Genomic DNA, 25,237 nt, shown 5'->3' with positions numbered 1-25,237 from the left:
GGGCGTTACACCGTCTTTTACTCGCCCAAAATCTCGTGGGGGGGGGGCCCCGCCCCCCCCCCCCCCCCCCGAATCTCGCTGCGCTAGTCGTCCGCGCCGGGGCCCGCGACGGCGGTCTTGTCCTTGCGGTCGCGGACGTAGATGCACTCGCCGGGGCAGTCGTGGGCGGCGTTCACAATGTCCAGACGCAGGTGTTCGGGCACGTCGACTTGCGAACCGGCCGTAGTCAACAGCTCACCGTTAGGATCCTTCACGTAGGCGAGACCGTCGATGTCGAACTCGAAGATCGTGGGCGCGTACTGCACGCAGAGCCCGTCCCCGGTACAGGCGTCCTGGTCGATCGATACCTCGAGTTCACGTTCCTCAGCCATGCCCCCCAGATTAATTGCCGCGAAGAAGCTGGCGCAATGTCGGTGTCGAGTCTTACTATTGGCGTCCCCAGCCAGCTACGGTTGGAGTAGGACAACCCTCACTCGGGAGGTGTGACCCGTGGCACGTAGCAACGATGACCGTCGACAGAACCTGAGCCAGGGCTCAGAGCACGACGAACTGTCAGGACAGGTCGAAGAGCTCCAGGAAGAACTGGCCGCTGCCCGACGCCGTCTCACCGAAACGCCCCGACACATGCACATTCTGGAAGAGCGGCTCGCCGCCGCCCAATCCCAGATCGACCGCCTGTCGGAGCAGAACGAGCGGCTCGTGGCCACCTTGAAGGAGGCCCGCGAGCAGATCGTCTCACTGAAAGAGGAAATCGACCGGCTCGCACAACCGCCGTCCGGTTACGGCGTGTTCCTGGGGGCCCGTGAGGACGGCACCGTCGACGTCTTCACCTCCGGAAGGAAGTTCCGCGTCTCGCTCGCGCCGTCGATCGACGTCGACGAGCTCGAACGCGGCCAGGAAGTCCTGCTCAACGACGCCATGAACGTGGTCGAGGTGCTCGACTACGAGCGCATCGGCGAAGTGGTGACGCTCAAGGAGCTCATCGAGACCCCGGGCGGTCCGCCGGACCGCGCCCTGGTGACCAGCCACGCCGACGAGGAGCGGGTCGTGCTGCTCTCCGACGCGCTCATCAACTCGCCGCTGCGGGCGGGCGACTCGGTCATGATCGAGCCGCGCGCCGGGTACGCGTACGAGCGCATCCAGAAGAGCGAGGTCGAAGAACTCGTCCTCGAAGAGGTCCCGGACGTCGACTACTACGACATCGGCGGCCTCGACGGCCAGATCGAGATGATCCGCGACGCGGTGGAGCTGCCGTTCCTCCACGCCGACCTCTTCCGCGAGCACGAGCTGCGAGCGCCGAAGGGCATCCTGCTGTACGGCCCGCCGGGCTGCGGCAAGACGCTCATCGCCAAGGCCGTCGCCAACTCGCTGGCCAAGAAGGTCGCCGAGATGCGCGGCGAGGAGGCCTCCGGCAGGAGCTACTTCCTCAACATCAAGGGCCCTGAGCTGCTCAACAAGTACGTCGGCGAGACCGAGCGGCACATCCGCCTGGTCTTCCAGCGGGCCCGCGAGAAGGCCAGCGAAGGCATGCCCGTGATCGTGTTCTTCGACGAGATGGACTCAATATTCCGCACCCGCGGATCGGGCGTGTCCTCCGACGTCGAGAACACCATCGTCCCCCAGCTGCTGTCGGAGATCGACGGCGTGGAGGGCCTCGAGAACGTCATCGTCATCGGCGCCTCGAACCGCGAGGACATGATCGACCCGGCGATCCTGCGGCCCGGCCGCCTGGACGTCAAGATCAAGATCGAGCGGCCCGACGCCGAGTCGGCGAAGGACATCTTCTCGAAGTACATCACCACGACCCTGCCGCTGCACGACGACGACCTCGCCGAGCACGACAAGGACCGCGAGGCCACCGTGCAGTCGATGATCCAGGCGGTCGTCGAGCGGATGTACTCCGAAGTGGATGAGAACCGCTTCCTCGAGGTCACCTACGCCGACGGCGACAAGGAAGTGCTCTACTTCAAGGACTTCAACTCCGGCGCGATGATCGAGAACATCGTCGCACGGGCGAAGAAGATGGCCATCAAGGACTTCCTGACGCACCAGTCGAAGGGCATCCGCCTGAGCCACCTCATCGACTCCACCGTTGACGAGTTCCGCGAGAACGAGGACCTCCCGAACACCACCAACCCCGACGACTGGGCCCGCATCTCCGGCAAGAAGGGCGAGCGGATCGTCTACATCCGCACGCTCGTCTCCGGCAAGGGCCCCGACTCCGGCCGCAGCATCGACACCGTGTCGAACACCGGTCAGTACCTGTAGCGAAGCGGATGGTACCGGAAGCACCGCCTGTGGCGAAGCGGATGGTACCGGAAGCACCGCCTGTAAGAACGTTGCTTCGATCGGCCGGCGGCACCCCCGTCGGCCGATCGGCGCACCTCCGAACGTGTCAGACCACGCTGCGACGGGTAACCGATCGCCATGAAGACCCAGAACCTCAACGGTGCGAGACTCGGCGGCCCGGAAAACCAAACGTCTCCGATCGGAGGGAGCGCCGCCGCGCCCGAAGGGACTAGGCTCGAGAGCATGACCGTACGCCGCATTATGGGCACCGAGATCGAATACGGGATCTCCGTGCCGGGCCAGCCGGGCGCCAACCCGATGGTGACTTCCTCGCAGATCGTCAACGCCTACGCCGCCCGCCCGGAGCTCTCCAAGGGCGGCCGCGCCAGGTGGGACTACGAGGAGGAGACCCCCCTACGCGACGCGCGCGGCTTCACCTACACCGGTGCCCTCTACGACCCGGCCGAGAACCTCGCCGATGAGGACTCGGGGCTCGCCAACGTCATCCTCACCAACGGCGCACGCCTCTACGTCGACCACGCGCACCCCGAGTACTCGACCCCCGAGGTCACCAACCCGCGTGAGATCGTCCTGTTCGACAAGGCCGGCGAGATGACCATGGCCGAGGCCGCGCTCCGCGCGGCCCACACGCCCGGCATCGGTCCGATCAACTTGTACAAGAACAACACCGACAACAAGGGCGCCTCCTACGGCGCGCACGAGAACTTCCTCATGTCGCGCCAGACCCCCTTCGCCGACATCGTCGCCCACTTCACGCCGTTCCTGGTCACCCGCCAGATCTACTGCGGCGCCGGACGCATCGGCATCGGCCAGGACGCCTCCGAGCACCGCTTCCAGATCTCCCAGCGCGCCGACTTCTTCGAGGTCGAAGTGGGCCTTGAGACCACGCTGAAGCGTCCCATCATCAACACCCGCGACGAACCCCACGCCGACGCTGAACGCTACCGGCGCCTCCACGTCATCATCGGCGACGCCAACCTCGCCGAGCACGCCACCTTCCTCAAGGTCGGCACCGCCTCGATCGTGCTGTCCATGATCGAGTCCGGCGCCTTCGACGGCACCCTCGGCATCGCCGAACCCGTCGCCGAACTCCGCGCCGTCAGCCACGACCCCAGCCTCAAGCACAAGATCGAACTGCGCAACGGCAAGCGCCTCACCGCCATCGAACTCCAGCAGTCCATCCTGGAGCAGGCCGAGGCCTACTGCGGCGACGACGCCGACCCCGACACCCGTGAGGTCCTCGACCTGTGGGCGTACGTGCTCGACGCGCTCGCCCGCGACCCCATGGAACTGTCCGACATGCTCGACTGGCCCGCGAAGCTCTCGCTCCTCGACCGCTACCGCGAACGCGAGAACCTCGACTGGGGCGCCGCGAAACTCCAGGCCATCGACCTGCAGTACCACGACGTTCGCCCCGAGAAGGGCCTCTATCACCGCCTCGTCGCCCGCGGCAAGATGAAGCGCCTGCTCACCGACACCGAGATCATCGACGCGATGACCGAGCCGCCCAGCGACACCCGCGCGTTCTTCCGCGGCCGCTGCCTCGCCCGCTATCCCTCCGAGGTCGTCGCCGCCTCCTGGGACTCCGTCATCTTCGACGTCGGCGCCGACTCGCTCGTGCGAGTGCCCATGATGGAGCCTGAGAAAGGCACCAAAGCCCATGTCGGGGAGCTGTTCGATCGCTGCGAGGCCGCGAAGGACCTGCTCGACATCATCACGGCCGAATGAGGCCCCTGTTTCGTCCGCGGGAATAATGCGCGGCAGTGCAGCGTCGTATCTGGCGTGCTGTCGTACTCTCGCGGTACGGTTTAGGCACCGTCGAGGTAGAAGGGAACAGCTATGGCAGCGAAGGACTCCGGCGGGCAGTCGCAGTCACAGCGGTCGCGGCAGGAAACAGACGCCGAGGCCACCGAGGCCGCTGTAGACCCCGAGATTGCCGAACGCCACGAAGCGATCACCGAAGAAGTAGACGACCTGCTCGACGAGATCGATGAAGTCCTGGAGACCAACTCCGAGGAATTCGTCCGCTCGTTCGTGCAAAAGGGCGGCCAGTAGCAGCCCCCTGCCGGTGACAGGGCCACCTGGTGCGACGCCTACAGGCGCATCGGGGGCCTTGCCCCACCGCAGCCCTCCGGCCCCGCGGGTCCGAAGCGGCCAGCCGCGTATCATCGGCGCATTTACTAAATAGAGGACTAGGGAGGTCATGTCGTGACAGGTCAAGGATTCCCAGGCAAACTGCCCAACGCGTATATGACGGCTGGAACCTCCTCCTTCTCGGAGTTCCTCATGCAGGTGGCACCCGAGCTGCTGCCGGGGCGCAGACCCCTGCCGCCCGGCGACTTCGCCGCCGTCAGCGCCCACGCCACCACCATCGTCGCCCTGCGCACCGCCGAAGGCGTCGTCATGGCCGGCGACCGCCGCGCGACCATGGGCAACTACATCTCCAGTCGCGACATCGAGAAGGTCTTCCCGGCCGACGGCTACTCGCTCGTCGGCATCGCGGGCACGGCCGGCCTCGGCATCGAGCTGGTCAAGCTCTACCAGCTCGAACTCGAGCACTACGAGAAGATCGAAGGCGCCCCGCTCACCCTGAACGGCAAGGCCAACCGCCTCGCCACCATGCTGCGCGGCAACCTCGGCATCGCCCTCCAGGGCCTCGCCGTCGTCCCGCTCTTCGCCGGGTTCGACGTCGACGCCGCCGCCATCGAAGAAGCCGGCAAGATCTACAGCTTCGACGTCGTCGGCGGCATCTACGCCGAACGCGACTTCGACTCCATCGGCTCGGGATCCATGTTCGCCAAGAGCTCCCTCAAGAAGCGCTACCGCCGCGACATCGGCACCGAGGAAGCCGTCAAGATCGCCGTCGAATCGCTCTACGACGCCGCCGACGACGACTCCGCCACCGGCGGACCCGACCCGACCCGCGACCTCTACCCCGTGGTCATGACCGCCACCGCCGAAGGCTCCAAGCGGATCGACGAGGCCGTCGTGGCCGACGTCGCCCGCGCCGTCATCGCGGCCCGCACCGAGAACCCCTACGGATAAGGAGAGGAGCCGGACATGGCCATGCAGTTCTACACCAGTCCCGAACAGATCATGCGGGACCGGGCCGAGTTCGCCCGCAAGAACATCTCCCGGGGCCGCAACGTCGTGGTGCTCTCCTGCGCCGACGGCGTCCTCCTCGTCGCCGAGAACGTCTCCTCGGCCCTGCACAAGGTCTACGAGCTGTACGACCGCATCGGCTTCGCCGCCGTCGGCAAGTACAACGAGTTCGAGAACCTCCGCACCGCCGGCGTCCGGATGGCCGACCTGCGCGGCTATTCCTACGACCGCCGCGACGTCAACGCCGCCAGTCTCGCCAAGGCCTACGCCCAGACCCTCGGTGCGATCTTCTCGGAGCAGACCAAGCCCTTCGAGGTCGAGATCTGCGTCGCCGGCGTCGGCTCCGGACCCCAGGAGGACGAGCTCTACCGGCTCACCTTCGACGGCTCCATCAACGACGAGCCCGGCTACCTCGCCATGGGCGGCGACGCCGACCAGCTCAAGGAGGTCCTGGCCGAGGGCCACGACTTCGAGGCACCGCTCGCCGACGCGTTCGCGCTGGCCCTGCGGGCGCTCTCGAGCTCCGGCGGCAACGGCACGCCCCGCGAGCTGACCAAGGAGGTCCTGGAGGTCGCGGTCCTGGAGCGGGCCCGCCCCGGCCGGGCCTTCCGCCGTATCGAGGGTCTGGCCCTGGACGCGCTGATGACGGGCCGGGCTGCCGAAGCGGAGCCCGAGACCGAAACGACCGTGGACGAGGCGCCCGACACCGACGATTCCTGACGACCGCACGCCGGCCGTCCGCCGCTTGAGGCCGGGCCGAGCGGGTACCCGCGTCCTCGCGGGCCCGACCGGCCCGGTCGGCAACCGCCGCAAGCGGTCGCCGCATACGACCGAGCGACGCTCCTTCGAGTACCTACCGTCCCTCTCAAATGGACGGTCCGTCCCGGCGGGACCGCATCGAACCAGGTGCATACCGCCGTAAATCGAACAATCTCCATAGTGCCCGTCGCGGTATGGAACCGTTCGACCGCGAGGGGTGTTCTCCTCAACCGAATCGGGGTAGGGTTTCGACATGGACAGGCGCATTTTCGGACTGGAGACCGAATACGGGGTCACTTGCACTTTTAGGGGACAGCGCCGCCTGTCTCCGGACGAAGTGGCCCGCTACCTCTTCAGGCGTGTGGTCTCCTGGGGCCGCTCCTCCAACGTGTTCCTCCGCAACGGCGCCCGCCTCTACCTCGATGTGGGCTCCCACCCCGAGTACGCCACACCTGAGTGCGACTCGATCGAGGACCTGGTCAAACACGACCGGGCCGGTGAGCGCATCCTCGAAGGCCTCATGATCGACGCCGAGAAGCGCCTCCACGACGAGGGCATCGCGGGCGACATCTACCTGTTCAAGAACAACACCGACTCGGCCGGGAACTCCTACGGCTGCCACGAGAACTACCTGGTCAGCCGCCACGGCGAATTCGGGCGCCTCGCCGAGGTGCTCATCCCGTTCCTGGTCACCCGCCAGCTCATCTGCGGGGCCGGGAAGGTCCTCCAGACCCCGCGCGGCGCGCGCTTCTGCCTGTCGCAGCGCGCCGAGCACATCTGGGAGGGGGTCTCCTCGGCCACGACCCGCTCGCGGCCGATCATCAACACCCGCGACGAGCCGCACGCCGACGCCGAGCGGTACCGCCGCCTGCACGTCATCGTGGGCGACTCGAACATCAACGAGGTCACCACCATGCTCAAGGTCGGCTCGGCCGACCTGGTGCTGCGGATGATCGAGACCGGTGTGACGATGCGCGACCTCACGTTGGAGAACCCGATCCGGGCGATCCGCGAGATCAGCCACGACACGACCGGAAAGCGCCTGGTGCGCTTGGCGAGCGGTCGCGAGGCGTCCGCTCTGGACATCCAGCGCGAGTACCTCGAGAAGGCCATCGACTTCGTCGACCAGCGCGGCGCCGACGCCGGCACCAAGCGGGTCATCGACCTGTGGGGCCGGGTGCTCCAGGCCGTCGAGTCCGAGGACCTGGACTCGGTCTCGCGTGAGATCGACTGGGTCGCGAAGTACAAGCTCATCGAGCGCTACCGCGAGAAGCGGGGCCTGGCGCTCTCGAGCCCGCGCGTGGCGCAGCTCGACCTGGCGTACCACGACATCCGGCGCGGCCGGGGCCTGCACCACCTGATGGAGAAGCGCGGCGAGGCCGAGCGGATCACGCACGACGTGGAGGTCTTCGAGGCGAAGGAAGTGCCGCCGCAGACCACGCGGGCGCGGCTGCGCGGCGAGTTCATCCGCAAGGCGCAGGAGAAGCGCCGCGACTTCACCGTCGACTGGGTGCACCTGAAGCTGAACGACCAGGCGCAGCGCACGGTGCTGTGCAAGGACCCGTTCCGGTCGCGGGACGAGCGGGTCGACAAGCTCATCGCCAGCATGTGAGGCGAGCGATGACTGATCGGAACGGCGGGGCCGAGCCGCAGCGGGCCGAGGAGCCGGCGGAGGAGAGGCGAAGCCCGGCCGGGCGCCGCGCGGATCCGCTGAGCTCGCTCGACCCGGTCGCCGCATACGAGCGGCGCACGACGCGGATCCGCGAAGAGATCGCGCGAAACCGGCGAGGCGAGTACACGGTCCCCACCTGGGTCCTCGCCCTTGCGCTGGCGGGGGTCATCGGCCTCTGGATCCTGGTCCTGTACGTGCTCTAGTGAAGCGGCGAATGGCAACGCCCCGTCCGCGTGAGAGCGCGGGCGGGGCGTTTCGCGTTCGGGCGCACGCCGAGTGTCCGATCGGTGTTGGGGAACCGGACCGGCGAGACCGGCGCAGGTGGGGCGCGAGCACATCATTCGGTGTGCCCCGGCGACATTCGTTCAGGGTTCAAGCGCCGGGGTGCGGCTATCCCCGCTCGACGCAGGTGAGGACCAGATGCACTACCGGTTCATAGGCCGGATGGGGTTGCCAGTCATCGCCTGATGCGCAGGCGGCCTCAAGGTCGGTGATCATCCTGTACAGCAAGGCGCGCAGCAGCATCTGCGACCATGCCTCGAGCGACGACCAGCGATCCACAAGCGACTGATCGGCGCCATGCCAGCACAGCGCGTCGACCACCGCCACCGCCGCAGCCCACGAAGTCGGACGCCAGTACGGCGCCCAGTCGATGATCGCCGGGGCCAGACCCGGCTCGTACAGGACGTTGCCGAGCAGATCACCGTGGACCATCTGCTCCTGGACCGCAATCGGCGCTCGCGCCTCCGACAGTCGCCGCAGGAGGGGCGCTTCCGGGACGGCGGTCAGGTCCCATGCGATGCGGTCGCTGCGGCTCCACCAGTTGTCCCGGCCGTCGAGGAAGTCGGGTCGCGGCACGGCGGTGAGCAGCTCGTGGAACGCCGCACCGGTCGCGATCGCCGCGTCCCATTGCGACGGGTCGGTGTGGCCGGCGGTGTAACGCCAGGCCTCCCAGCCCTCGTGCAGCCAGTCGCCGGAGACCGCACGCAATGGGCGGGCGATCCGGACCAGGTCGGAGTCGGGAATCGCATCAAGCGTCGAAGCCCGCCATCGGGCCTCCGCCGCCAGGCCCGCCGGCTTCAGCACGACGGCGCCGGCTCGCCAAGTCCCGCCCTGCCCGCCGTCGAGCAGCTCCGGTTCGCCGACTGCTGCAAATGCGTTGAGGACGTTCGGAGGGGGAGGCATTGGCATCGGCCGAACCTAACCGTGGCACTACGAGGCCGTCAATCGCTTTCCGCTCGGTCCAAGTCCGAGGAGAACAGCGGGACGACGCTGAGCACGCTGAGGTGCGGGTGCCGTGCGTGGCTTCGGTGGGGGAGGTGCGTCAGTCGCGGCGGGTCGCGATCTGGGCCGCGTGTCGTCCTGCGGCCGCCGCGGCCACGAAGTAGACGCGGTCGCGGTCGAGGCCTCTTCCCATGGTGGACAACTTGACCGGCAGCGCCTCCATCGCCTCGACCAGGCCCGAGCAGTCGATCTCGATCTGGCGGTGCCGCTTGGGCAGCTCGGCGAGCTGCCGCCGGATCTTGCCCTCGAGTTCCGCCGGGAGCTCGTCCGGCACCGGCACCTCAGCCGAGGCCAGTGCGACCTTCGAGTACGCCGTCATCGAGTGGTGCGAGATCCCGCGATGGCGCTCGCGCGCGTCGCCCTCCGAGATCCGCAGCGACGCCACCGGCCTGCCGCCGAGCACCGACGCCGCGTTGACCGCCTCGCCCGCCGCGGTCCCGGAGAAGCCCCACACGGTGCCCGTCCCGAGGTTCCCCGGGCCCTGCGCCACGATCGCGATGTCGGCACCGCCGACGACCCGCGCCGCGATCAGCGCATTGTGGACGTTGGTGGCTTCGAGGTCCCCGCCGAAGCACTGCCCCGCCGTCACCGTGGTGCATAGCCGTGGCGAGAGCTGGTCGAGCTGGCGCGAGAACCACGCCGGGAGCGAACCGCCGTCGGTCATCACGTAGGCGACCCGCGCGTCCGGAGCGGTCGCGTGGATCCCGGCGAGCACCGGCGCGAGCGCCGAATGCAGGTCGGCCACGACCACGGGCATCCCGCCGAGGTCCTCGCAGGCCTCCACGGCCGCGCGGTGCGGCGAGTCGTCCTCGTCCACGGCCAGGCGCATCGCCTGCATCGGCGTGTACCGGGCCTTGACGATGTGCCCCGGTGCGTCGACGTCGGCCGGGAGCCGGTCCGGCACGGCCACGACCAGCGCGTACCCGCCCGTACCCAGGCCCTTCGCGATGGCGTTGCAGTTGAGCAGCACCCGGTCGCCGAGTTCGGGGACCCCCACGAGCTCGTCGTAGGCCAGGCCCCGGCACGAGAACGCGTCCTCGCCCTCGCGGGCCTCGACGTCGACCTCCAGCTCGGTGCAGCCGCGCCAACCGCCGCGCACACCGGTGACGGTCCCGTATCGCCATCTGATCACGCCCGGACATTATCAAGCGCCAACGGCACCGGTGCAGCACGCCGAGCCCGCCCCGTCGCCGCGCCGATCCGGCCGCCGCGCGGCGACTCGCGCACCGGCGGGCGTGCTGGCAGCGCCTGCGCCACCTGGCATAGGCTGGGCGGGTGTCCAACGATCGCACTGAACGACTGGTGAACCTGGTGCTCTGCCTGCTGTCCTCGCGGCGCTTCCAGACCTCCGCCAAGATCGCCAGGACCGTCCCCGGCTACGAGCACAACCACGACGACAAGAAGGCCCACGACGCGTTCCAGCGCAAGTTCGAACGCGACAAGGCCGAGCTTCGCCGCATCGGCATCCCGCTGCAGTCCGGCATCGACTACCTCGGCGACGGCGAACCGGGCTACCGGATCGCCCGCTCGGACTTCGAGCTGCCGCAGATCGAGTTCACCGACGCCGAGGCCGCCGCCGTGGCCGCCGCCGCCCGCCTGTGGCAGCAGCCCGAACTCCAGTCCGGGTCCTCCGACGCGCTCCGCAAACTCCGGGCCGCCGGCATCGACGTCGAGTCGCACGCCGCCGCGTCCCCGGTCACGTCCCTGCCCGGCGCCGAAGCGGCCCTCGCGCCGTTCCTCGAAGCGGTCGCCTCCCGGCGCACCGTCGTCTTCGACTACTTCGGCCCGCGCGACGGCGCCGCCCAGCAGCGCAGGATCCAGCCGTGGGGCTGCGCGGCCTGGCGCGGCCGCTGGTACGTCGCCGGCCACGACCTCGACCGCGGCGCCCAGCGCTGCTTCCGGCTCTCCCGCATCAGCGGGAAGGTCCGCCTCACCGGCCCCGAAGGCGCGTTCACCATCCCCGAGGGCGTCGACGTCCTCGCGTTCGCCTCCGCCTCCGAGGACCACCAGCTCCCGAACCGCGCCACCGTCCTCGTCCGGCCCAAGCGCGCCTGGGGCGTGCGCCGCCGCGCCGACCAGATCGGCCCGCGCACCGCCGAAGGCGACCAGGCCTGCTTCTCCTACACCGACACCGCCGCGACCGCCGCCTGGCTCGCCTCGTTCGGCGCCGACGTCCTCGTCACCGCCCCGCCCGAACTGGTCAAGGAGACCATCGCGTGCCTGCAGGCCCTCGCCGACGAAAAGGAGACACCGTGACCCGCACCCGTCGCCCCGCCCAGCCGACGCGCTTCGCTCGTCGATTCCCCGAACCGGAGTGAACGCTGTGACCTCGAACCGGCTCGCCCGCCTCCTCAACCTCGTCCCGTACCTCGTCGCCCGCCCCGAAGGGGTCCCGATCGCCGAGCTCGCCGCGGACTTCGGCGTCGACGCCGACCAGATCCAGTCCGACCTCACCATGCTGTGGATGTGCGGCCTGCCCGGCTACGGGCCCGGCGACCTCATCGACATCGCCTTCGACGCCGACGAGGTCCGCGTCCTCTTCGCCGCCGGCATGGACCGCCCCGTCCGCCTCGCCGCCCACGAGGCCCTCGCGCTCTCGGTCGCCCTGCGGGTGCTCGCCGACACGCCCGGCGTCGGGGACCGCGCCGCCATCGCCTCCGCGCTCGACAAGCTCGCCGCCGCCGCGGGCGAGATCCCCGCCGACGTCACCGTCCGCGACACCGTCATCGACCCGCAGGCCGAACGCTATGCGGCCCTCGTCGCCTCCGGCCACGCCGCCCGCATCACCTACTACTCGGCCAGCCGCGACACCACCTCCGAACGCGTCGTCGACCCCATCGAGGTCGTCGCCGCCGACGGCCACGCCTACCTGCGCGCCTGGTGCCGCACCGCGGGGGAGATCCGCCAGTTCCGCATCGACCGCATCGACGCCTGCTCCGAACTCGACGAGCCCTCGGAGCCGCTGCGCCTCACCGACCAGCCCGCGCCCACCGCGTTCCTCGCCTCCGAACTGCCGCGTATCCAACTGCTGCTCGGGCCCGGCGCCAAGACCGTCACCGACGCCTACCCGTGCGATGAGATCGTCGGCGAGGCCGACGGCCGCCGCCGCGTCACCATGCGCGTGCGCGACCTCGACTGGGCCCGCCGCTTCGTCCTCGGCCTCGGCGGCGAAGCCGAAGTCCTCGCCCCCGCCGAACTGCGCGACGCCGTCCGCCAGACCGCCGGCGCCGCGCTGGCCCGGTACCAGACCGCCTAGTGCCGCCGACCCGCCGCCGGGCCCGCTCGAGTGCAGCGGCGCCCGGGGCTAGACTGACCCGATGATCTGGGCGATATCGGTCGTGCTGGCACTCGCCGGACTCGTGCTCCTGGCGGTCTCGGCCACACGCCTCATCGGCGGCCTCAAACAACTCCGATTCGGCCTCGAACGCGTCCAAGAACGCGCCGGCGAGCTACAGGACCTGCAGGAACGTCTGAACGCGACGCTCGCCGAAGCCGAACGGACCGCCGCCGCACTGCCCAAGAAGTGACGCGGCACCGTCACCGCCGCCACATTCTGATAAAGATCAGGGTTCCCGAAGGCTCCAGTGTTGACGGAAGTGTCAAACGTCGGTCATGCTTGTCCGGCTCGACGATGTCGTAGCCACGCCACTGCAGGTGAACCTGGTACCAAGCCGAGACTCAGCCTCCGTGGCAGCCGCCTTCCAAGCGGCATACGATGGTTAACGTCACCGACATATATCCGGAGGGACCGAACAATGGGTGCATTGAAGCCCTGGCACATCATCATTCTCGTCGTTGTCATCTTGCTGGTGTTCGGCTCCAGGAAGCTTCCCGACATGGCGCGTGGTCTGGGTCGCTCCATGCGGATCCTCAAGTCGGAGACCGAGGCCATGAAGAAGGACGGGGCCAACCCCGACGAGGACGGCGACACCCGCGCCGAGCCCAAGCACACGCGTGAGCCGCTCGACCCGCCGGCGCCGGTCAACGAGTCCGTGATCGACGGCGAATCGGTCGACCACAAGAAGACCCGCTAGCCCGGATCCGGTCGTTACGCACATGGCTGACGCACCGCCGCGGCGCGCCAGGAGAGAACGCAAGCCGTCCAAGTTCCAGCGCGCCGCCGACGGCTCCATGACGCTCATGGAGCACCTCGCCGATCTGCGCTCCCGGCTGCTCATCGCCGTCGTAGTGATCCTGGTCGGGACCGCCGCCTCACTGGCACTCTCCAAGAACGTCATCGTGTTCCTGGCGGAACCGTACTGCGCTTCGCAGCACGCCGTCCAGGAGACCGCAGACGGCCTGGTGGGCTGTAACTTCAACCTGCAGTCCCCGATCTCCCACATCAGCCTGTACCTGAAGATCTCGCTGTACATGGCGCTCGTGGGCACGGCTCCGATCTGGCTCTACCAACTGTGGGCGTTCATCGCCCCCGGTCTGCACCGGAACGAGCGGAAGTACGCGTACTTCTTCATCGGGATCGCCGCGCCGCTGTTCCTCGGCGGCGCCGTCCTGGCGTACTTCGTCGTCTCCCACGGCATGCAGTTCATCATGCTGCTGTCGGGCATCGGCGAAGGAATGAACATCAACCTCGACCTCGAGGCCTACATCAACTTCTACGTAGCGGTGATGATGGTCTTCGGGATCGGGTTCGAGTTCCCGCTGATCATGTTGATGCTCAACGTGATGGGCCTGGTGACGGCCAAGCGGATGCGCGGCTGGTGGCGGATCGTGGTCCTGGTGAGCTTCACGTTCACCGCGATCTTCACGCCCACGCCCGACCCGTTCGGCATGACCGCGCTGGCGATCTGCATGCTGCTCCTGTACGGCGTCGCGCTCATCGTCGCGACGCTGAACGACAAGCGCAAGGGCATCACGGACGAGGACCAGTGGGACGACGAGGAAGCCAGCGACATCGGCCCCTCCGACCACATGACCGCGGAGGCGACCGTCGGCGCCAGCAGCCTCGACGACGATGACTATCCCGGCGAACCCGAGCGGCGAAACCGCCTCGGCCGCCGCGTCGAAGGCTACGACGACATCACCTGAGTCCGCTGAGGACGAAGGTCGAGCATCGAGGAAGGGCCCCACCGCGATCGCGGTGGGGCCCTTCCATCGTCTGTCAGTGCGCTCTAGCAGCCGCTGCGCACCAGCCGCAGTACCGCGTCGAGACCGACGATCCGGCCCGCCTCGGCGTGCGGCAGCAGGTAGCAGCGGGCGCCGATCCGGGCCGCCCCCGCATCGGCCATGCTGTCGCCCACCATGAGCACCCGGCCCGGCTCGACGTCGAGCGCATGGCAGGCCGCGTAGAAGATCTTCTCGTCCGGCTTGCAGTAGCCGACCTCGTAGGACAGCACCCACTCGTCGATGAACCGGTCGATGCCCAGGCGGCGCAGAATCGGCCGCGCGTCGAAACCGATGTTCGAGACCAGCGCGATCGGGTACCCCTGGGCCTTCAACGAAACGAGTGTGCCGATCGTGTCGGCGAACGCGACCCAGCCCTCAGGCGAGGCCATCCGGTCGTACAGCGCCTCCGCCAGGCCCTCGAAGACCCCGTGGGCCTGCGCCGCGAGCGCGGTGAACGCCTCCCGGTGGGCCTCTTCGTCGAGATCGCGATCGGCCCAGGCGTCGGCGAAGTCCGGTCGCACCCGCGGCTCCATGCCCGAACCGAGCCAGCCCTGCGCGCCGATGGCGTCGGCCAGCGCCGTCACCGCGAGCGGATTGAGCCGCCGCCCGCAGGACTCGGCCGCGAGCGACACCGACCGGGTCAGCGGTTCGAGCTGCGCCAAGGTGCCGTGGAAATCGAACAGGACCGCGTCGACCCCTCCGCGTCCCGCATCGTCATCTCCTGGTGAGGAATCCCGGTGCACAAACGGACGATACCCGGCCGTGTAGGCGTCGTCACAGGCGGGTGCGGAAGCGCGTTACCGGAGTGCCCTTGTCGGGGCGGCAGACTAGTGTTGAGGCCATGGTTACCGCCGACGTGCCTTACGCCGACGACCGCTCCCCGGCCCAACGCCACGCCGCCGCGCAGGCGCGCCGGCAGTGGCCGCAGCTGGCGGCCTTCGCAGGGGACTACCCGTTCGAACTCGACGACTTCCAAGTCGAGGCCTGCCGCATCCTCGAGAGCGGCCACGGCGTGCTCGTGTGCGCCCCCACGGGCGCCGGCAAGACCGTGGTGGGCGAGTTCGCCGTGCACCTGGCGCTGGCCGAAGGCAGGAAGTGCTTCTACACCACCCCCATCAAGGCGCTGTCGAACCAGAAGTTCAACGACCTCGTGGCCGCGCACGGCGCCGAGAACGTAGGGCTGCTGACCGGTGACACCGTCGTCAACGGCGAGGCCCCGATCGTCGTGATGACGACCGAGGTGCTGCGCAACATGATCTACGCGGGCTCCTCCACCCTGGGCGGACTCCGCTACGTGGTCATGGACGAGGTGCACTACCTCGCCGACCGCTTCCGCGGCGCCGTGTGGGAGGAGATCATCATCGAACTCCCGCAAGAGGTCCGGGTCGTCTCCCTCTCGGCGACGGTCTCGAACGCGGAGGAGTTCGGCGACTGGCTCAAGAGCGTCCGCGGCTCCACCGAGGTCGTCGTCTCCGAGACGCGCCCGGTACCGCTGTGGCAGCACATGATGATCGGCGGCGCGCTGCTCGACCTGTTCGAGCCCGATGGCGACTACGTCTCCAAAGAACTGCTCAAAAAGGACGCCCGCGCGCGCGAGCGCAACGAGGGCCGCACCGGCGGGCGCCGCCGTGGCGGACGACCCTATGTGGACCGCGGACGGGTCGTCTCGCGCCTCGACCAGGCCGCGCTCCTTCCGGCCATCTACTTCATCTTCTCCCGCGCCGGATGCGATGCGGCCGTGGACGAATGCGTTCGCGCGGGATTGCGGCTCACCGACGGGCGCGAACGCGACGACATCGTCGACTACGCGACGAGCGCCGTCGCCCACATCGACCCCGCCGACCTCGACGCGGTCGGCTTCGACCGGTGGCTCGCCGGCCTCGCGGCCGGGATCGCCGCCCACCACGCCGGGCTCCTCCCGGTGTTCAAGGAGGTCGTCGAGAAGCTCTTCGAGCGCGGCCTCCTCAAAGCCGTGTTCGCCACCGAGACGCTCGCGCTGGGCATCAACATGCCCGCGCGGTCGGTGGTCCTGGAGCGGCTCATCAAATACGACGGCTCCGACCACGTCATGCTCACCCCCGGCCAGTACACGCAGCTCACCGGCCGCGCCGGACGCCGCGGCATCGACGTCGAGGGCCACGCCGTCACCGTCTGGGCCGAGGACGTGCGCCCGAAGGAGCTCGCCGGGCTCGCCTCCAAGCGCACCTATCCGCTCAACTCCAGCTTCGCGCCCTCCTACAACATGGCCGTCAACCTCATCGGCGCCGCCGGAGTCGAACGCGCCCAAGAGGTCCTGGCCTCCTCCTTCGCGCAGTTCCAGTCCGACTCCGAAGCCGTCCACATCGCCGAGCAGGCCCGCACGCTGAACCGCCGCGCGGCCGAGGCGGCCGAGGGCGCCGCCTGCCGCCTCGGCGACTTCCTCGCCTACTACGAACTCACGCAGCAGCTCTCGCAGGCCGAACGCGGCGCCCAGAAGCGCCGCAAAGGCGCCCTGCGCGACGAGGCCCGCACCAGCCTCGAGAAGCTCCGCGCCGGCGACGTCATCTGGATCTCCCGCGGCAAGCGCACCGGCTGGGCCGTGTTCCTGCGCCCCACCGGCGGCTCGCGCCACCACGACCCGCGCTGGGCGGTGCTCACCGCCGACGGCTGGACCGGCACGCTCGAGAGTGCCGCGTTCGACGGCGGCGTCGAGGTCGCCACCCGCATCCGGATGCCCAAGCGCTTCGAACGCCGCGACGCCAAAGCCCGGTCCGACCTCGCCTCGAGCCTGCGCGAGGCCACCCGGGACCGCTCGCGGCCGACCCGCCGCGGCGGCGCCGCCGAGACCCCCGAGATCGCGCGCCTGCGCGAGGAGGTCAAGGCCCACCCGTGCCGCACCTGCCCCGACGCCGGGCAGCACACCGTGCACGCCTCCCGCTGGTCGCGGCTCAAACGCGAAGCAGAGCTGCTGCGCCGCCGCTCCGAGCGCCGCGAGCACTCCCTGGCGCGGCAGTTCACGGCCGTGCGCGAGGTCCTCAGCGAGTTCGGGTACCTCGACGGCGAGACCGTCACCAGCGACGGGCGGCTGCTGCGCAACCTGTTCGTGGAGACCGACCTGCTGGTGGCGCAATGCCTGCGCGACGGCATCTGGGAGGGCCTCGACGCGCCCTCGCTCGCGGCGATCGCGTCGACGGTGATCTACGAGTCCCGCTTCGAGGAGGACGAGTTCTTCGTGGCGGTGCCCGGCCCGATCACCGAGCCCGTCCAGAAGACCGTGCGGCGCTGGGAGGCGATCCGGCGCGCGGAGAACACGCGGGGCCTGTCGCTGATCTCGCGCCCGCAGATGGGGCTGGCCTGGCCGATCTACCGGTGGACCAACGGTGAGGAGCTGTCGAAGGCCCTGGCCGCCGCCGACGGCCCTTGGCCGATGCCCGGCGGCGACTTCGTGCGGTGGGCGCGGCGTACGGCCGACCTGCTGCATCAAATGGGGACTGCTGCAAGATATATCGGCACCGAGTCATCCAATAAGCTCGCCGACGCCGCCTACGCCGCGGTGGACGCGATCCGCCGCGGCGTCGTCGCCGACGTCTGAGACCCGACGGTTCAGGCCGTCCGCACGGCGGGCGGCCTGAACGCACGGCGGTTCAGGCCGCTTCGAGGGCGATGGCCTCGTGGAAGCGCTTGAGCGCCGACGCGACGCCCCATTCGGCCGCAAGGGCGTCGACCCGCGCAGGGTCCTTCGGGGATTCCGGCAGGGTCGCGTCGACCAGCGGGACGTCGACATCGGTGACCACGGTCGAGGTCGCGACGGCCCGGTCGAGATAGTCGGCGGACTCGGTGATCGCCTTGCGGTGGCGCTCAGGGAGGTCCGAGCCGTCATCGGCCGCGGCGGCCTTCAGCCCCGCGATCCCGCCGTACGTGTTCACCAGCGTCACCGCGGTCTTCGCGCCGATGCCCTTGACGCCGGGCAGGCCGTCGGAGGGATCGCCGCGCAGGACCGCGAAGTCCACATAGTGCGCCGGGGCCACGCCGAACTTGGTCGCGACGGCCTCGCCGTCGAACAATTCAGCTTTGGATATCCCGCGCGCGAGGTATACGACCTTGCGGTCGCGGTCATCGTCGACGAGCTGGAACAGGTCCCGGTCGCCGGTCACCACGACCACCGGTTCGGCCGTGCGCGCCGCCAGTGTCGCGATCACGTCGTCGGCCTCGAACCGCGGATGCGCGGCCGTCGCGACGCCCAGGGCCGGGAGCAGCGCCTCGATCGCCGCGACCTGGTCGTCGAGGCCTTCGGGGGTGTCCTCCGCGCCGTCCGGGAGCGCCCGCGCGGCCTTGTAGGCGGGCAGCAGTTCGAGCCGCCACTCGGGCCGCCAGTTCCCCTCAAGGCAGCACACCATCCCGGTGGGGGAGTACTTGCGCGCCAGCACGGCCAGGCCGTCGAAGAAGCCCCGCACCGCCCCCGACCGGCGCCCGTCCGGGGCCTTGATCGAGGAGGGGAGCCCGTAGTAGGCGCGGTACCACAGCGAGGCGGCGTCGATGAGCATCAGCATGCCCACCACTGTCTCACGGCTGCGCGCAGATACGGCTCGCAAGCACGCTCGGCGAAGTCTGCGGGCCGTGAATCCGCATCCTTGGCGATGCTTGCGAGCCATGAATCGGCATTGCCGCGGCCCTGACGCTGCGTGAGAACACCGATTCGGCCGGCTCTTTTCGTGCGAAACCTGCCACATTTTCCACCAGCTGGAACAACGATGGGAGGGTCCGACCGGAATGATCGGCGCATCAGCGAACTATGAGGAGCCCTCAGGTGAACACCAACGCCCGTCGCGCCGCCGCCGCCCTGGCCCTGATCGGGACCGGGCTGGCCGCCGTCGCATGCACGTCCGAATCCGGCGACGACTCCACCCTGACCGTCTGCACGAACGTGCCGTTCGAGCCCTTCGAATACCTGGACGGCGGCGAGTACGTCGGCTTCGACATGGACCTCATGAACCTCCTCGCCGAGCGGCTCGACCAGACCGTCGAGGTCGTCGAGATCGACTTCGACTCCATCGGCTCGGGCTCGGCCCTGAACGCCGGCACCTGCGACATCGCCGCCGCCGGCCTCACCATCACCGAGGAGCGCCAGGAGGCCATGGGCATGTCCCAGGCCTACTACCGCGCCGACCAGGCCCTCGTCGTCCCCGCCGGCTCGGCCGTCGCGGGCCTCGACGGCCTCTCCGGCCTGCAGGTCGCCGTCCAGTCCGGCACCACCGGCGAGACCTATGCCAACGAGCACGCCGAAGAGTACGGCTACGAGCCCGTCGCCTTCGAGACCATGGGCGACATCGCCTCCGCGCTCTCCTCGGGCTCCGTGGACGCCTCGATCGCCGACCTCGCCACCTGGAGCGCCATGATCGGCGACGGCACCGATTTCACGCTCGTCCAGCCCATCGAGACCGCCGAGCACTACGGCTTCGCCGTCCAGAAGGACGACAAGGAGCTCCTCGACGAGGTCAACGCCATGCTCACCCAGGCCTTCGAGGACGGCACCTACGCCGAGCTCTACGAGAAGTGGATCGGTGAGCCCTACACCGGGGACGCCGGTCAGTAGTGGACGCCGACACCGAAACCGCCGACCGCCGCATGACGCCCGCGCGGCGGCAGCGACTCGCGCGCGCCGTCCAGTACACCGTGCTCGCCGCGATCGTCATCGTGCTGGCGGTCGTGGCCGACTGGGGCCGCATCGCCGACTCGTTCTTCCAGATCGACATCGCCGCCGCGATGTTCCCGGCGGTGTGGACCCCGTTCTGGAACACGATCGTCTACACCGCGCTCGCGTTCGTGTTCGGCATGGTCGTCGGCGTGCCGATCGCGCTCATGCGCGTCTCGGCGTTCGGCCCCTACCGGTGGTTCGCCACCGCGTACGTCGAGATCTTCCGCGGCCTGCCCGCGCTGCTGGTGCTGTTCCTCGTCGGATTCGGTGTGCCGCAGGCCTTCCCGGGCATCCAGTACCCCGGCGGGGTCTACGGCCAGGTCGCCATCGGCCTGGGCCTGACCTCCTCGGCCTACATCGCCGAGAGCGTCCGCGCCGGCATCCAGGCCGTCCCCAAGGGACAGGTCGAGGCGGCCCGGTCGCTGGGCATGAGCCACACCCGCACCATGATCACCGTGGTCCTGCCGCAGGCGCTGCGGATCGTCATCCCGCCGTTGACGAACGAGCTCGTGATGCTCACCAAGGACTCCAGCCTCGTGTTCGTCCTCGGCGTCACCACCTCGACGATGGAGCTGTCCAAGTTCGCCCGCAACGAGCTGACCGCCAACGCCAACGCCACCCCGCTGCTGGTCGGCGGCCTGCTCTATCTGCTGCTGACCATCCCGCTCGGTCTGCTGGCCCGCCGCCTGGAGAAGCGAGGAGAAGCCCGATGAACACCGAAGCGACCCCGATCGTCGAGATCGAGGGCCTGCACAAGCGCTTCGGCGACAACGAGGTCCTCAAAGGCATCGACCTCCAGATCGCCGAAGGCGAAGTGGTGTGCCTCATCGGCCCCTCCGGGTCCGGCAAGTCCACGCTCCTGCGCTGCGTCAACCTCCTGGAGACCCCCACCGAGGGCACCATCATCGCGGCCGGGCACGACATGACCGGCCCCGACGCCGACCTGGACCTCGCCCGCCGCGACATCGGCATGGTCTTCCAGCACTTCAACCTGTTCAGCCACATGACGATCCTCGACAACCTCGTCGTGCCGCAGGTGCGGGTGTGCAAGATCCCCCGAGCGCAGGCCGTCGCCGAAGCCCGACGGCTCCTGGCCGAGGTCGGCATCGAAGGCAAGGAGCAGGCGAAGCCCTCGCAGCTGTCCGGCGGGCAGCAGCAGCGCGTCGCCATCGCCCGCGCGCTCGCCGTCAAACCCCGGCTCATGCTCTTCGACGAACCCACCAGCGCCCTCGACCCCGAAATCGTCGGCGAGGTCCTGTCGGTCATGAAGGGCCTCGCGGCCGAAGGCATGACGATGCTCGTGGTCACGCACGAGATGAGCTTCGCACGCGAGGTCGCCGACCGGGTGCTGTTCCTGGACGGCGGCGTCATCGTCGAGTCCGGGCCGCCCGCCGACGTCCTCTCGAACCCGAAGACCGAACGGGCCCGCACCTTCCTCCACCGCGTCCTGCACCCCGTCGACTGACATCATGGGAGGTATGAGCCTCCTCCAGAAGACCGGTCCTGCAACGGCACCGCGCGTCCTGTGGCGCGGCGGCCGCGTGCTGAGCCCGACGAGTCCCGACGCGACGGCCCTGCTCACCGTCGGCGACCGCATCGAGTGGGTCGGCCCCGACGTTGACGCTCCCGCCGCCGACCGCATCGAGGACCTCGGCGGCGGGCTCGTGACGCCCGCGTTCGTCGACTCCCACGTCCACCTCACCGCCACCGGCGGCGCCCTCGCGGGCCTGCACTTCGCCGAGGACCGCTCCGCCGCGGCCGTGCTCGAGCACCTCGAGTCGTTCGCCCGCTCGACGCCCGCCGACGCGCTGATCCTCGCAGGGGGCTGGGACGAGACCACCTGGGGCGACCCGGCACTCCCGTCCGGCGCGGCGATCGAACGCGCCGCGGGCGGGCGCCTCGCCTACCTCTCGCGCGCCTGCGGGCACACCGGCATCGCCACGCCGCGCCTCCTCGCCGAGCACCCCGAACTCGCCGAGCACGACGGCTACGACCCCTCCGGCGTGCTCACCCGCGCCGCCCACAAGGCCGCCCGCGCCACCCTCGGCACCCGCGTCCCGGTCGGCCAGCGACTCGCACTCGCCGAACACGCGCTCGCCACGGCCGCGCGGCGCGGCATCGCCGCCGTCGTCGAGCACTTCATCCCCGTCGCCGCCGACCCACTGGGGGAGAAGGAGTTCCAAGGTCTCGTCGAACTCGGGCAGCGGCCCGACACGCCGTCGGTCCACGGCTGGTGGGGCGAGCTGCGCGCCGCCGCGAAAGCCCGCGACCTCGGCGCCCACGGCTGCGGCGGCGACCTCTCCGCCGACGGTTCCCTCGGGGCCCGCACCGCGCTCCTGCGAGAGCCCTACCGCGACGCCGACACCCTCGGCGCCCAGTACCTGAGCGTCGACGACGTCGCCGGCCACCTCCTCGACTGTCACGAGGCGGGCCTCCCCGCGGCCTTCCACGCCATCGGCGACGGGGCGATCGCATGCGTCCTCGACGGCCTCGACGCGGTCGAACCCGTGCTCGGCCTCGACGCGATCCGCCACGCCCGCCACCGGATCGAGCACGCGGAACTGCTCGACACCGCGCTCATCGCCCGCATGGTCCACCACGGCGTCCACGCCTCCGTGCAGCCCGCGTTCGACGCCGCCTGGGGCGGCCCCGACGGCATGTACGCGACCCGGCTCGGGCGCGCCCGGGCCCTCGCCGCGAACCCGTTCTCGAAGCTCGCCGGCGTCGGCGTCCCCCTCGCCTTCGGGTCGGACTCCCCGGTGACCGCCCTGGACCCCTGGGGCGGCGTGAGAGCCGCCGTGCGCCACCGCAACCCGGTGTCGCGCCTTCCGATGGCCGCGGCCTTCAGCGCGGCCACCAGGGGCGGCTGGAGGGCCCTCGGCATCGACGACGCGGGGGCGCTCGCCCCGAACACGCGCGCGAATTTCACAGTGTGGGAGCTCACGGACGGGGGACTTCCCGACTTGGGTGATCCGAACGTCCCCGATCCGAAGTGCTCCATGACCATCGCCGACGGCCTGCTGATCTGGTCGGGGGCCTGGCCAGCCACGACTCACCGGCCCGCTTGACGCGAGAAAAATTGTGGGACCAAAAATCCGACCCGGTTGACGCCATCGGCGCAGTTTGGCTTACGGTGGTCTGGTCCTCGGCGGACGACCGGAATCGGAAGCCCGCCGAACGTCGGGGGCGACTCGACTTGCTTTGCTCCCACGCAGACTGGACAAGGTGGCAGCGCGGCCGCACTGCTACCGGCGGCCAGGTCCAGATCGCGGGGGTCGGCGGAGTAAGGCGAGCCGGTCGCCGGTGGTGGACCCGCAGCAGACGCAGGAGATCCCTAGACAACAGCTCGTAGACGCTCAGCCAGACGGGTGCGAGTTGGTCCGAAGGTCACCAGCTGACGCCGCAGGGGACACCGGCCGTACAGGGACTGGGAGAAACCCGTGCGAGGGGCGTAGCCGGACACAGCTACGCCCCTTTGCCGTACCCCGCAGTACGCTAGAGCCCCGACCGGCTAGGCGAGGGGCCCCTCGCCAACGGCCGCACCGCGGCCCAGCAGCACCGCGTATCAGCGAGGAGCGCCCTACTTGAGCACCGTGATCGACCGCGAAGCCGCCCCGACGCCCGAGGCGGCGCCCCCCGCGCCGAAGCGCCGTCCGCTCCTGCTGACCGACTCCCCGCTCGGCCGCCGCCTCACCCTCCCCGCCGCGCTCGTGCTCGCCATCGCCTCCGGCCTCCTCGCCGTGCTCGCCTTCCCGCCCTACGGCGCCTGGCCCCTCGCGGCCGTCTCCGTAGCCGGTTTCGGCGCCGCCGTTCACCGCCGCCGCCTCCGCGGCGGCCTCGGCGTCGGCTTCGTCTACGGCATGGCGTTCTTCCTGCCCCTCCTCGCCTGGTCCTCCACCCAAGTCGGCCAATGGCCCTGGCTGTTCCTGTGCGGCCTCGAAGCCCTCGCCACGGGCCTGCTCGGCATGGGCCTCGCCGCCTGCTCACGCCTCATCGACACCCACCGCTGGACCTGGGCCCCCCTCACCGGCGTCGCCTGGGTCGCCGAGGAAGCCCTACGCGCACGCCAGCCCTTCGGCGGCTTCACCTGGGGCAACCTCGCCTTCAGCCAAGCCGACTCGCCCACCGCCGCCGCGATCTGGCTCGGCGGCGCGCCCTTCCTCAGCTTCCTCGTCGCCCTTTCGGGCGGTTTCCTCCTCGCCGCCGGATTCGCGCTCGCTGTACACCTTCACGGCTCGCAAGCGTCGCCGAGGTTGCCTGCGAGCCGTGAATCGGCACCGCCGCCCCGACGTACCGCCGGCATCCGCCGGGCCGCCGCCTTCACCGCCGCCGCCGCACTCACCGCGCTGGCCCCCCTCGCACTGCCGATCGACGCGACCGCCCCCGACGGCGAGCAGATCAACGTCGCGGTCGTCCAAGGCAACGTCCCGCGCCTCGGCCTGAGCTTCAACGAGCAGCGCCGCGCCGTCCTCGACAACCACGTCCAGGCCACCCTCGACCTCGCCGACGCCGTCAACGAAGGCCGCGCCGACCGACCCGACCTCGTCATGTGGCCCGAGAACGCCTCCGACATCGACCCCCTCGCCAACGAGGACGCCTACGACCGCATCAGCCAGGCCGCCGCCGCCATCGGCGCGCCCATCGTCCTCGGCGGCATCGTCCACAAGGACGACGGCACCCGCGCCAACATGACCATCGTCTGGGACCCCGAAGACGGCCCGGTCTACATGTACTCCAAGCGCCACCCCGTGCCCTTCGCCGAATACGTCCCCTACAAGGCCTTCTTCAGCACCGTCGCCGGCTGGATCGACCCGCGCATGTCCGAAGGCCTCGACAACGTCGCCGGATTCGAGCACGGCCAGAACGCCGGCATCGTCGAAGTCGGCGACTACACCCTCTCCGGCCTCATCTGCTTCGAGATCGCCTTCGACGCCGAGACCCGCGCCTCCGTCCTCGACGGCGCCCAGCTCATGGCCGTCGGCACCAACAACGCCACCTTCGACGCCAACGAAGCGAAGCAGCAGCTCGCCATGGTCCAGCTCCGCTCCATCGAGCACGGCCGCGACGGCCTCATGGCCTCCACCGTCGGCGTCTCCGGCTTCACCGACCACACCGGCGAGGTCTTCCAGGCCACCGAGTTCAACACCGCCGCCGTCATCCAATCGGACCTCACCCTGTCCGACCGCTCGACTCCGGCCTCCACAGTGGGTATCCTTCCTGAAGCGGTCCTCACCGGAGCGGCACTGGTGGCCCTGGCCTGCGCCTTCTTGATCAATCTCAAGCACCGCCGCAGCCAGACCTAGAAAGCCGAC

The 25,237-nt window shown here is 69.6% G+C and carries 23 protein-coding genes; 18 read left to right on the top strand and 5 right to left on the bottom strand.

Annotated features, from left to right (window positions below; translation table 11 throughout):
• Nucleotides 1–83: 83 nt before the first annotated feature.
• Nucleotides 84–371 (bottom strand): ferredoxin, encoded by a 288-nt coding sequence (locus JHY01_RS20265; RefSeq protein WP_205327499.1) that lies wholly within the window; start codon nucleotides 369–371, stop codon nucleotides 84–86.
• Nucleotides 372–489: 118 nt separating this feature from the next.
• On the opposite strand from JHY01_RS20265, the gene arc reads away from it, so the two are divergent.
• From arc to JHY01_RS20230, 7 genes are all read left to right on the top strand, one after another.
• A complete protein-coding gene (arc, locus tag JHY01_RS20260; protein WP_205327498.1) occupies nucleotides 490–2,268 on the top strand; it encodes a proteasome ATPase in 1,779 nt (592 codons plus the stop codon).
• 264 nt (nucleotides 2,269–2,532) lie between these two features.
• Nucleotides 2,533–4,038 carry a depupylase/deamidase Dop gene (gene dop, locus JHY01_RS20255; protein WP_205327497.1) on the top strand — a complete coding sequence of 502 codons (1,506 nt, stop codon included), beginning with the start codon at nucleotides 2,533–2,535 and terminating at the stop codon, nucleotides 4,036–4,038.
• Nucleotides 4,039–4,149: 111 nt separating this feature from the next.
• Entirely contained in the window at nucleotides 4,150–4,365 is a 216-nt protein-coding gene (locus tag JHY01_RS20250; protein WP_205327496.1) for a ubiquitin-like protein Pup, read from the top strand.
• A gap of 195 nt (nucleotides 4,366–4,560) precedes the next feature.
• Nucleotides 4,561–5,355, top strand: coding sequence for a proteasome subunit beta (prcB, locus tag JHY01_RS20245; RefSeq protein ID WP_205327495.1), 795 nt, complete (start codon nucleotides 4,561–4,563; stop codon nucleotides 5,353–5,355).
• A 15-nt stretch (nucleotides 5,356–5,370) separates the two neighbouring features.
• A complete protein-coding gene (gene prcA, locus JHY01_RS20240) occupies nucleotides 5,371–6,132 on the top strand; it encodes a proteasome subunit alpha (protein WP_205327494.1) in 762 nt (253 codons plus the stop codon).
• A 292-nt stretch (nucleotides 6,133–6,424) separates the two neighbouring features.
• Complete coding sequence (gene pafA, locus JHY01_RS20235) at nucleotides 6,425–7,783, top strand: Pup--protein ligase (protein WP_205327493.1); 1,359 nt, start codon at nucleotides 6,425–6,427, stop codon at nucleotides 7,781–7,783.
• Between the two features lie 8 nt (nucleotides 7,784–7,791).
• Entirely contained in the window at nucleotides 7,792–8,046 is a 255-nt protein-coding gene (locus JHY01_RS20230) for a hypothetical protein (RefSeq protein ID WP_205327492.1), read from the top strand.
• Between the two features lie 187 nt (nucleotides 8,047–8,233).
• Here JHY01_RS20230 and JHY01_RS20225 read toward each other — a convergent pair whose 3' ends face one another.
• Both JHY01_RS20225 and JHY01_RS20220 read right to left on the bottom strand, forming a co-directional pair.
• Nucleotides 8,234–9,034 carry a TIGR02569 family protein gene (locus JHY01_RS20225; protein ID WP_205327491.1) on the bottom strand — a complete coding sequence of 267 codons (801 nt, stop codon included), beginning with the start codon at nucleotides 9,032–9,034 and terminating at the stop codon, nucleotides 8,234–8,236.
• A gap of 133 nt (nucleotides 9,035–9,167) precedes the next feature.
• On the bottom strand, nucleotides 9,168–10,259 hold the full coding sequence (locus JHY01_RS20220; protein ID WP_205327490.1) for a DUF3866 family protein: 1,092 nt from the start codon (nucleotides 10,257–10,259) through the stop codon (nucleotides 9,168–9,170).
• 143 nt (nucleotides 10,260–10,402) lie between these two features.
• Here JHY01_RS20220 and JHY01_RS27880 point away from each other — a divergent pair, with 143 nt between their 5' ends.
• The 5 genes from JHY01_RS27880 (at nucleotide 10,403) to tatC (ending at nucleotide 14,173) form a co-directional block, all read left to right on the top strand.
• On the top strand, nucleotides 10,403–11,383 hold the full coding sequence (locus JHY01_RS27880; protein WP_205327489.1) for a YafY family protein: 981 nt from the start codon (nucleotides 10,403–10,405) through the stop codon (nucleotides 11,381–11,383).
• A gap of 58 nt (nucleotides 11,384–11,441) precedes the next feature.
• Nucleotides 11,442–12,383, top strand: a complete 942-nt coding sequence (locus JHY01_RS20210) for a YafY family protein (protein ID WP_307814509.1) — start codon at nucleotides 11,442–11,444, stop codon at nucleotides 12,381–12,383.
• A gap of 61 nt (nucleotides 12,384–12,444) precedes the next feature.
• On the top strand, nucleotides 12,445–12,654 hold the full coding sequence (locus JHY01_RS20205; protein WP_205327488.1) for a hypothetical protein: 210 nt from the start codon (nucleotides 12,445–12,447) through the stop codon (nucleotides 12,652–12,654).
• 228 nt (nucleotides 12,655–12,882) lie between these two features.
• Nucleotides 12,883–13,161 carry a Sec-independent protein translocase subunit TatA gene (tatA, locus tag JHY01_RS20200; RefSeq protein WP_205327487.1) on the top strand — a complete coding sequence of 93 codons (279 nt, stop codon included), beginning with the start codon at nucleotides 12,883–12,885 and terminating at the stop codon, nucleotides 13,159–13,161.
• A 22-nt stretch (nucleotides 13,162–13,183) separates the two neighbouring features.
• Nucleotides 13,184–14,173, top strand: coding sequence for a twin-arginine translocase subunit TatC (gene tatC / locus JHY01_RS20195; protein ID WP_205327486.1), 990 nt, complete (start codon nucleotides 13,184–13,186; stop codon nucleotides 14,171–14,173).
• A gap of 83 nt (nucleotides 14,174–14,256) precedes the next feature.
• Here the strand turns inward: tatC and JHY01_RS20190 are convergent, their stop codons facing one another.
• Nucleotides 14,257–14,994, bottom strand: a complete 738-nt coding sequence (locus JHY01_RS20190) for an HAD family hydrolase (RefSeq protein WP_205327485.1) — start codon at nucleotides 14,992–14,994, stop codon at nucleotides 14,257–14,259.
• 98 nt (nucleotides 14,995–15,092) lie between these two features.
• Here JHY01_RS20190 and JHY01_RS20185 point away from each other — a divergent pair, with 98 nt between their 5' ends.
• Nucleotides 15,093–17,822 (top strand): RNA helicase, encoded by a 2,730-nt coding sequence (locus tag JHY01_RS20185; protein WP_205327484.1) that lies wholly within the window; start codon nucleotides 15,093–15,095, stop codon nucleotides 17,820–17,822.
• Nucleotides 17,823–17,874: 52 nt separating this feature from the next.
• On the opposite strand, the gene JHY01_RS20180 is transcribed toward JHY01_RS20185, so the two are convergent.
• Nucleotides 17,875–18,780: a 5'-3' exonuclease gene (locus tag JHY01_RS20180; RefSeq protein WP_205327483.1), complete on the bottom strand. Its 906-nt coding sequence runs from the start codon at nucleotides 18,778–18,780 to the stop codon at nucleotides 17,875–17,877.
• Between the two features lie 257 nt (nucleotides 18,781–19,037).
• On the opposite strand from JHY01_RS20180, the gene JHY01_RS20175 reads away from it, so the two are divergent.
• The 5 genes from JHY01_RS20175 to lnt all read left to right on the top strand — a co-directional run bounded on the left by JHY01_RS20175 (nucleotide 19,038) and on the right by lnt (nucleotide 25,228).
• A complete protein-coding gene (locus tag JHY01_RS20175) occupies nucleotides 19,038–19,823 on the top strand; it encodes a transporter substrate-binding domain-containing protein (RefSeq protein ID WP_205327482.1) in 786 nt (261 codons plus the stop codon).
• A 32-nt stretch (nucleotides 19,824–19,855) separates the two neighbouring features.
• Nucleotides 19,856–20,638 (top strand): amino acid ABC transporter permease, encoded by a 783-nt coding sequence (locus JHY01_RS20170; protein WP_374199556.1) that lies wholly within the window; start codon nucleotides 19,856–19,858, stop codon nucleotides 20,636–20,638.
• Nucleotides 20,635–21,390, top strand: a complete 756-nt coding sequence (locus JHY01_RS20165) for an amino acid ABC transporter ATP-binding protein (protein ID WP_240193029.1) — start codon at nucleotides 20,635–20,637, stop codon at nucleotides 21,388–21,390. The genes JHY01_RS20170 and JHY01_RS20165 overlap by 4 nt, the downstream gene beginning before the upstream one ends.
• A gap of 13 nt (nucleotides 21,391–21,403) precedes the next feature.
• Complete coding sequence (locus JHY01_RS20160) at nucleotides 21,404–22,993, top strand: amidohydrolase (protein WP_205327480.1); 1,590 nt, start codon at nucleotides 21,404–21,406, stop codon at nucleotides 22,991–22,993.
• A gap of 525 nt (nucleotides 22,994–23,518) precedes the next feature.
• Nucleotides 23,519–25,228: an apolipoprotein N-acyltransferase gene (gene lnt / locus JHY01_RS20155; RefSeq protein WP_307814512.1), complete on the top strand. Its 1,710-nt coding sequence runs from the start codon at nucleotides 23,519–23,521 to the stop codon at nucleotides 25,226–25,228.
• Nucleotides 25,229–25,237 lie beyond the last annotated feature (9 nt).

It is taken from the genome of Glycomyces sp. YM15 (assembly GCF_016918015.1).
In the GTDB taxonomy this organism is placed as follows: domain Bacteria; phylum Actinomycetota; class Actinomycetes; order Mycobacteriales; family Micromonosporaceae; genus Glycomyces.
Note: the sequence above shows the minus strand (reverse complement) of the source record. Positions and strands in the feature narration are given on the sequence as shown.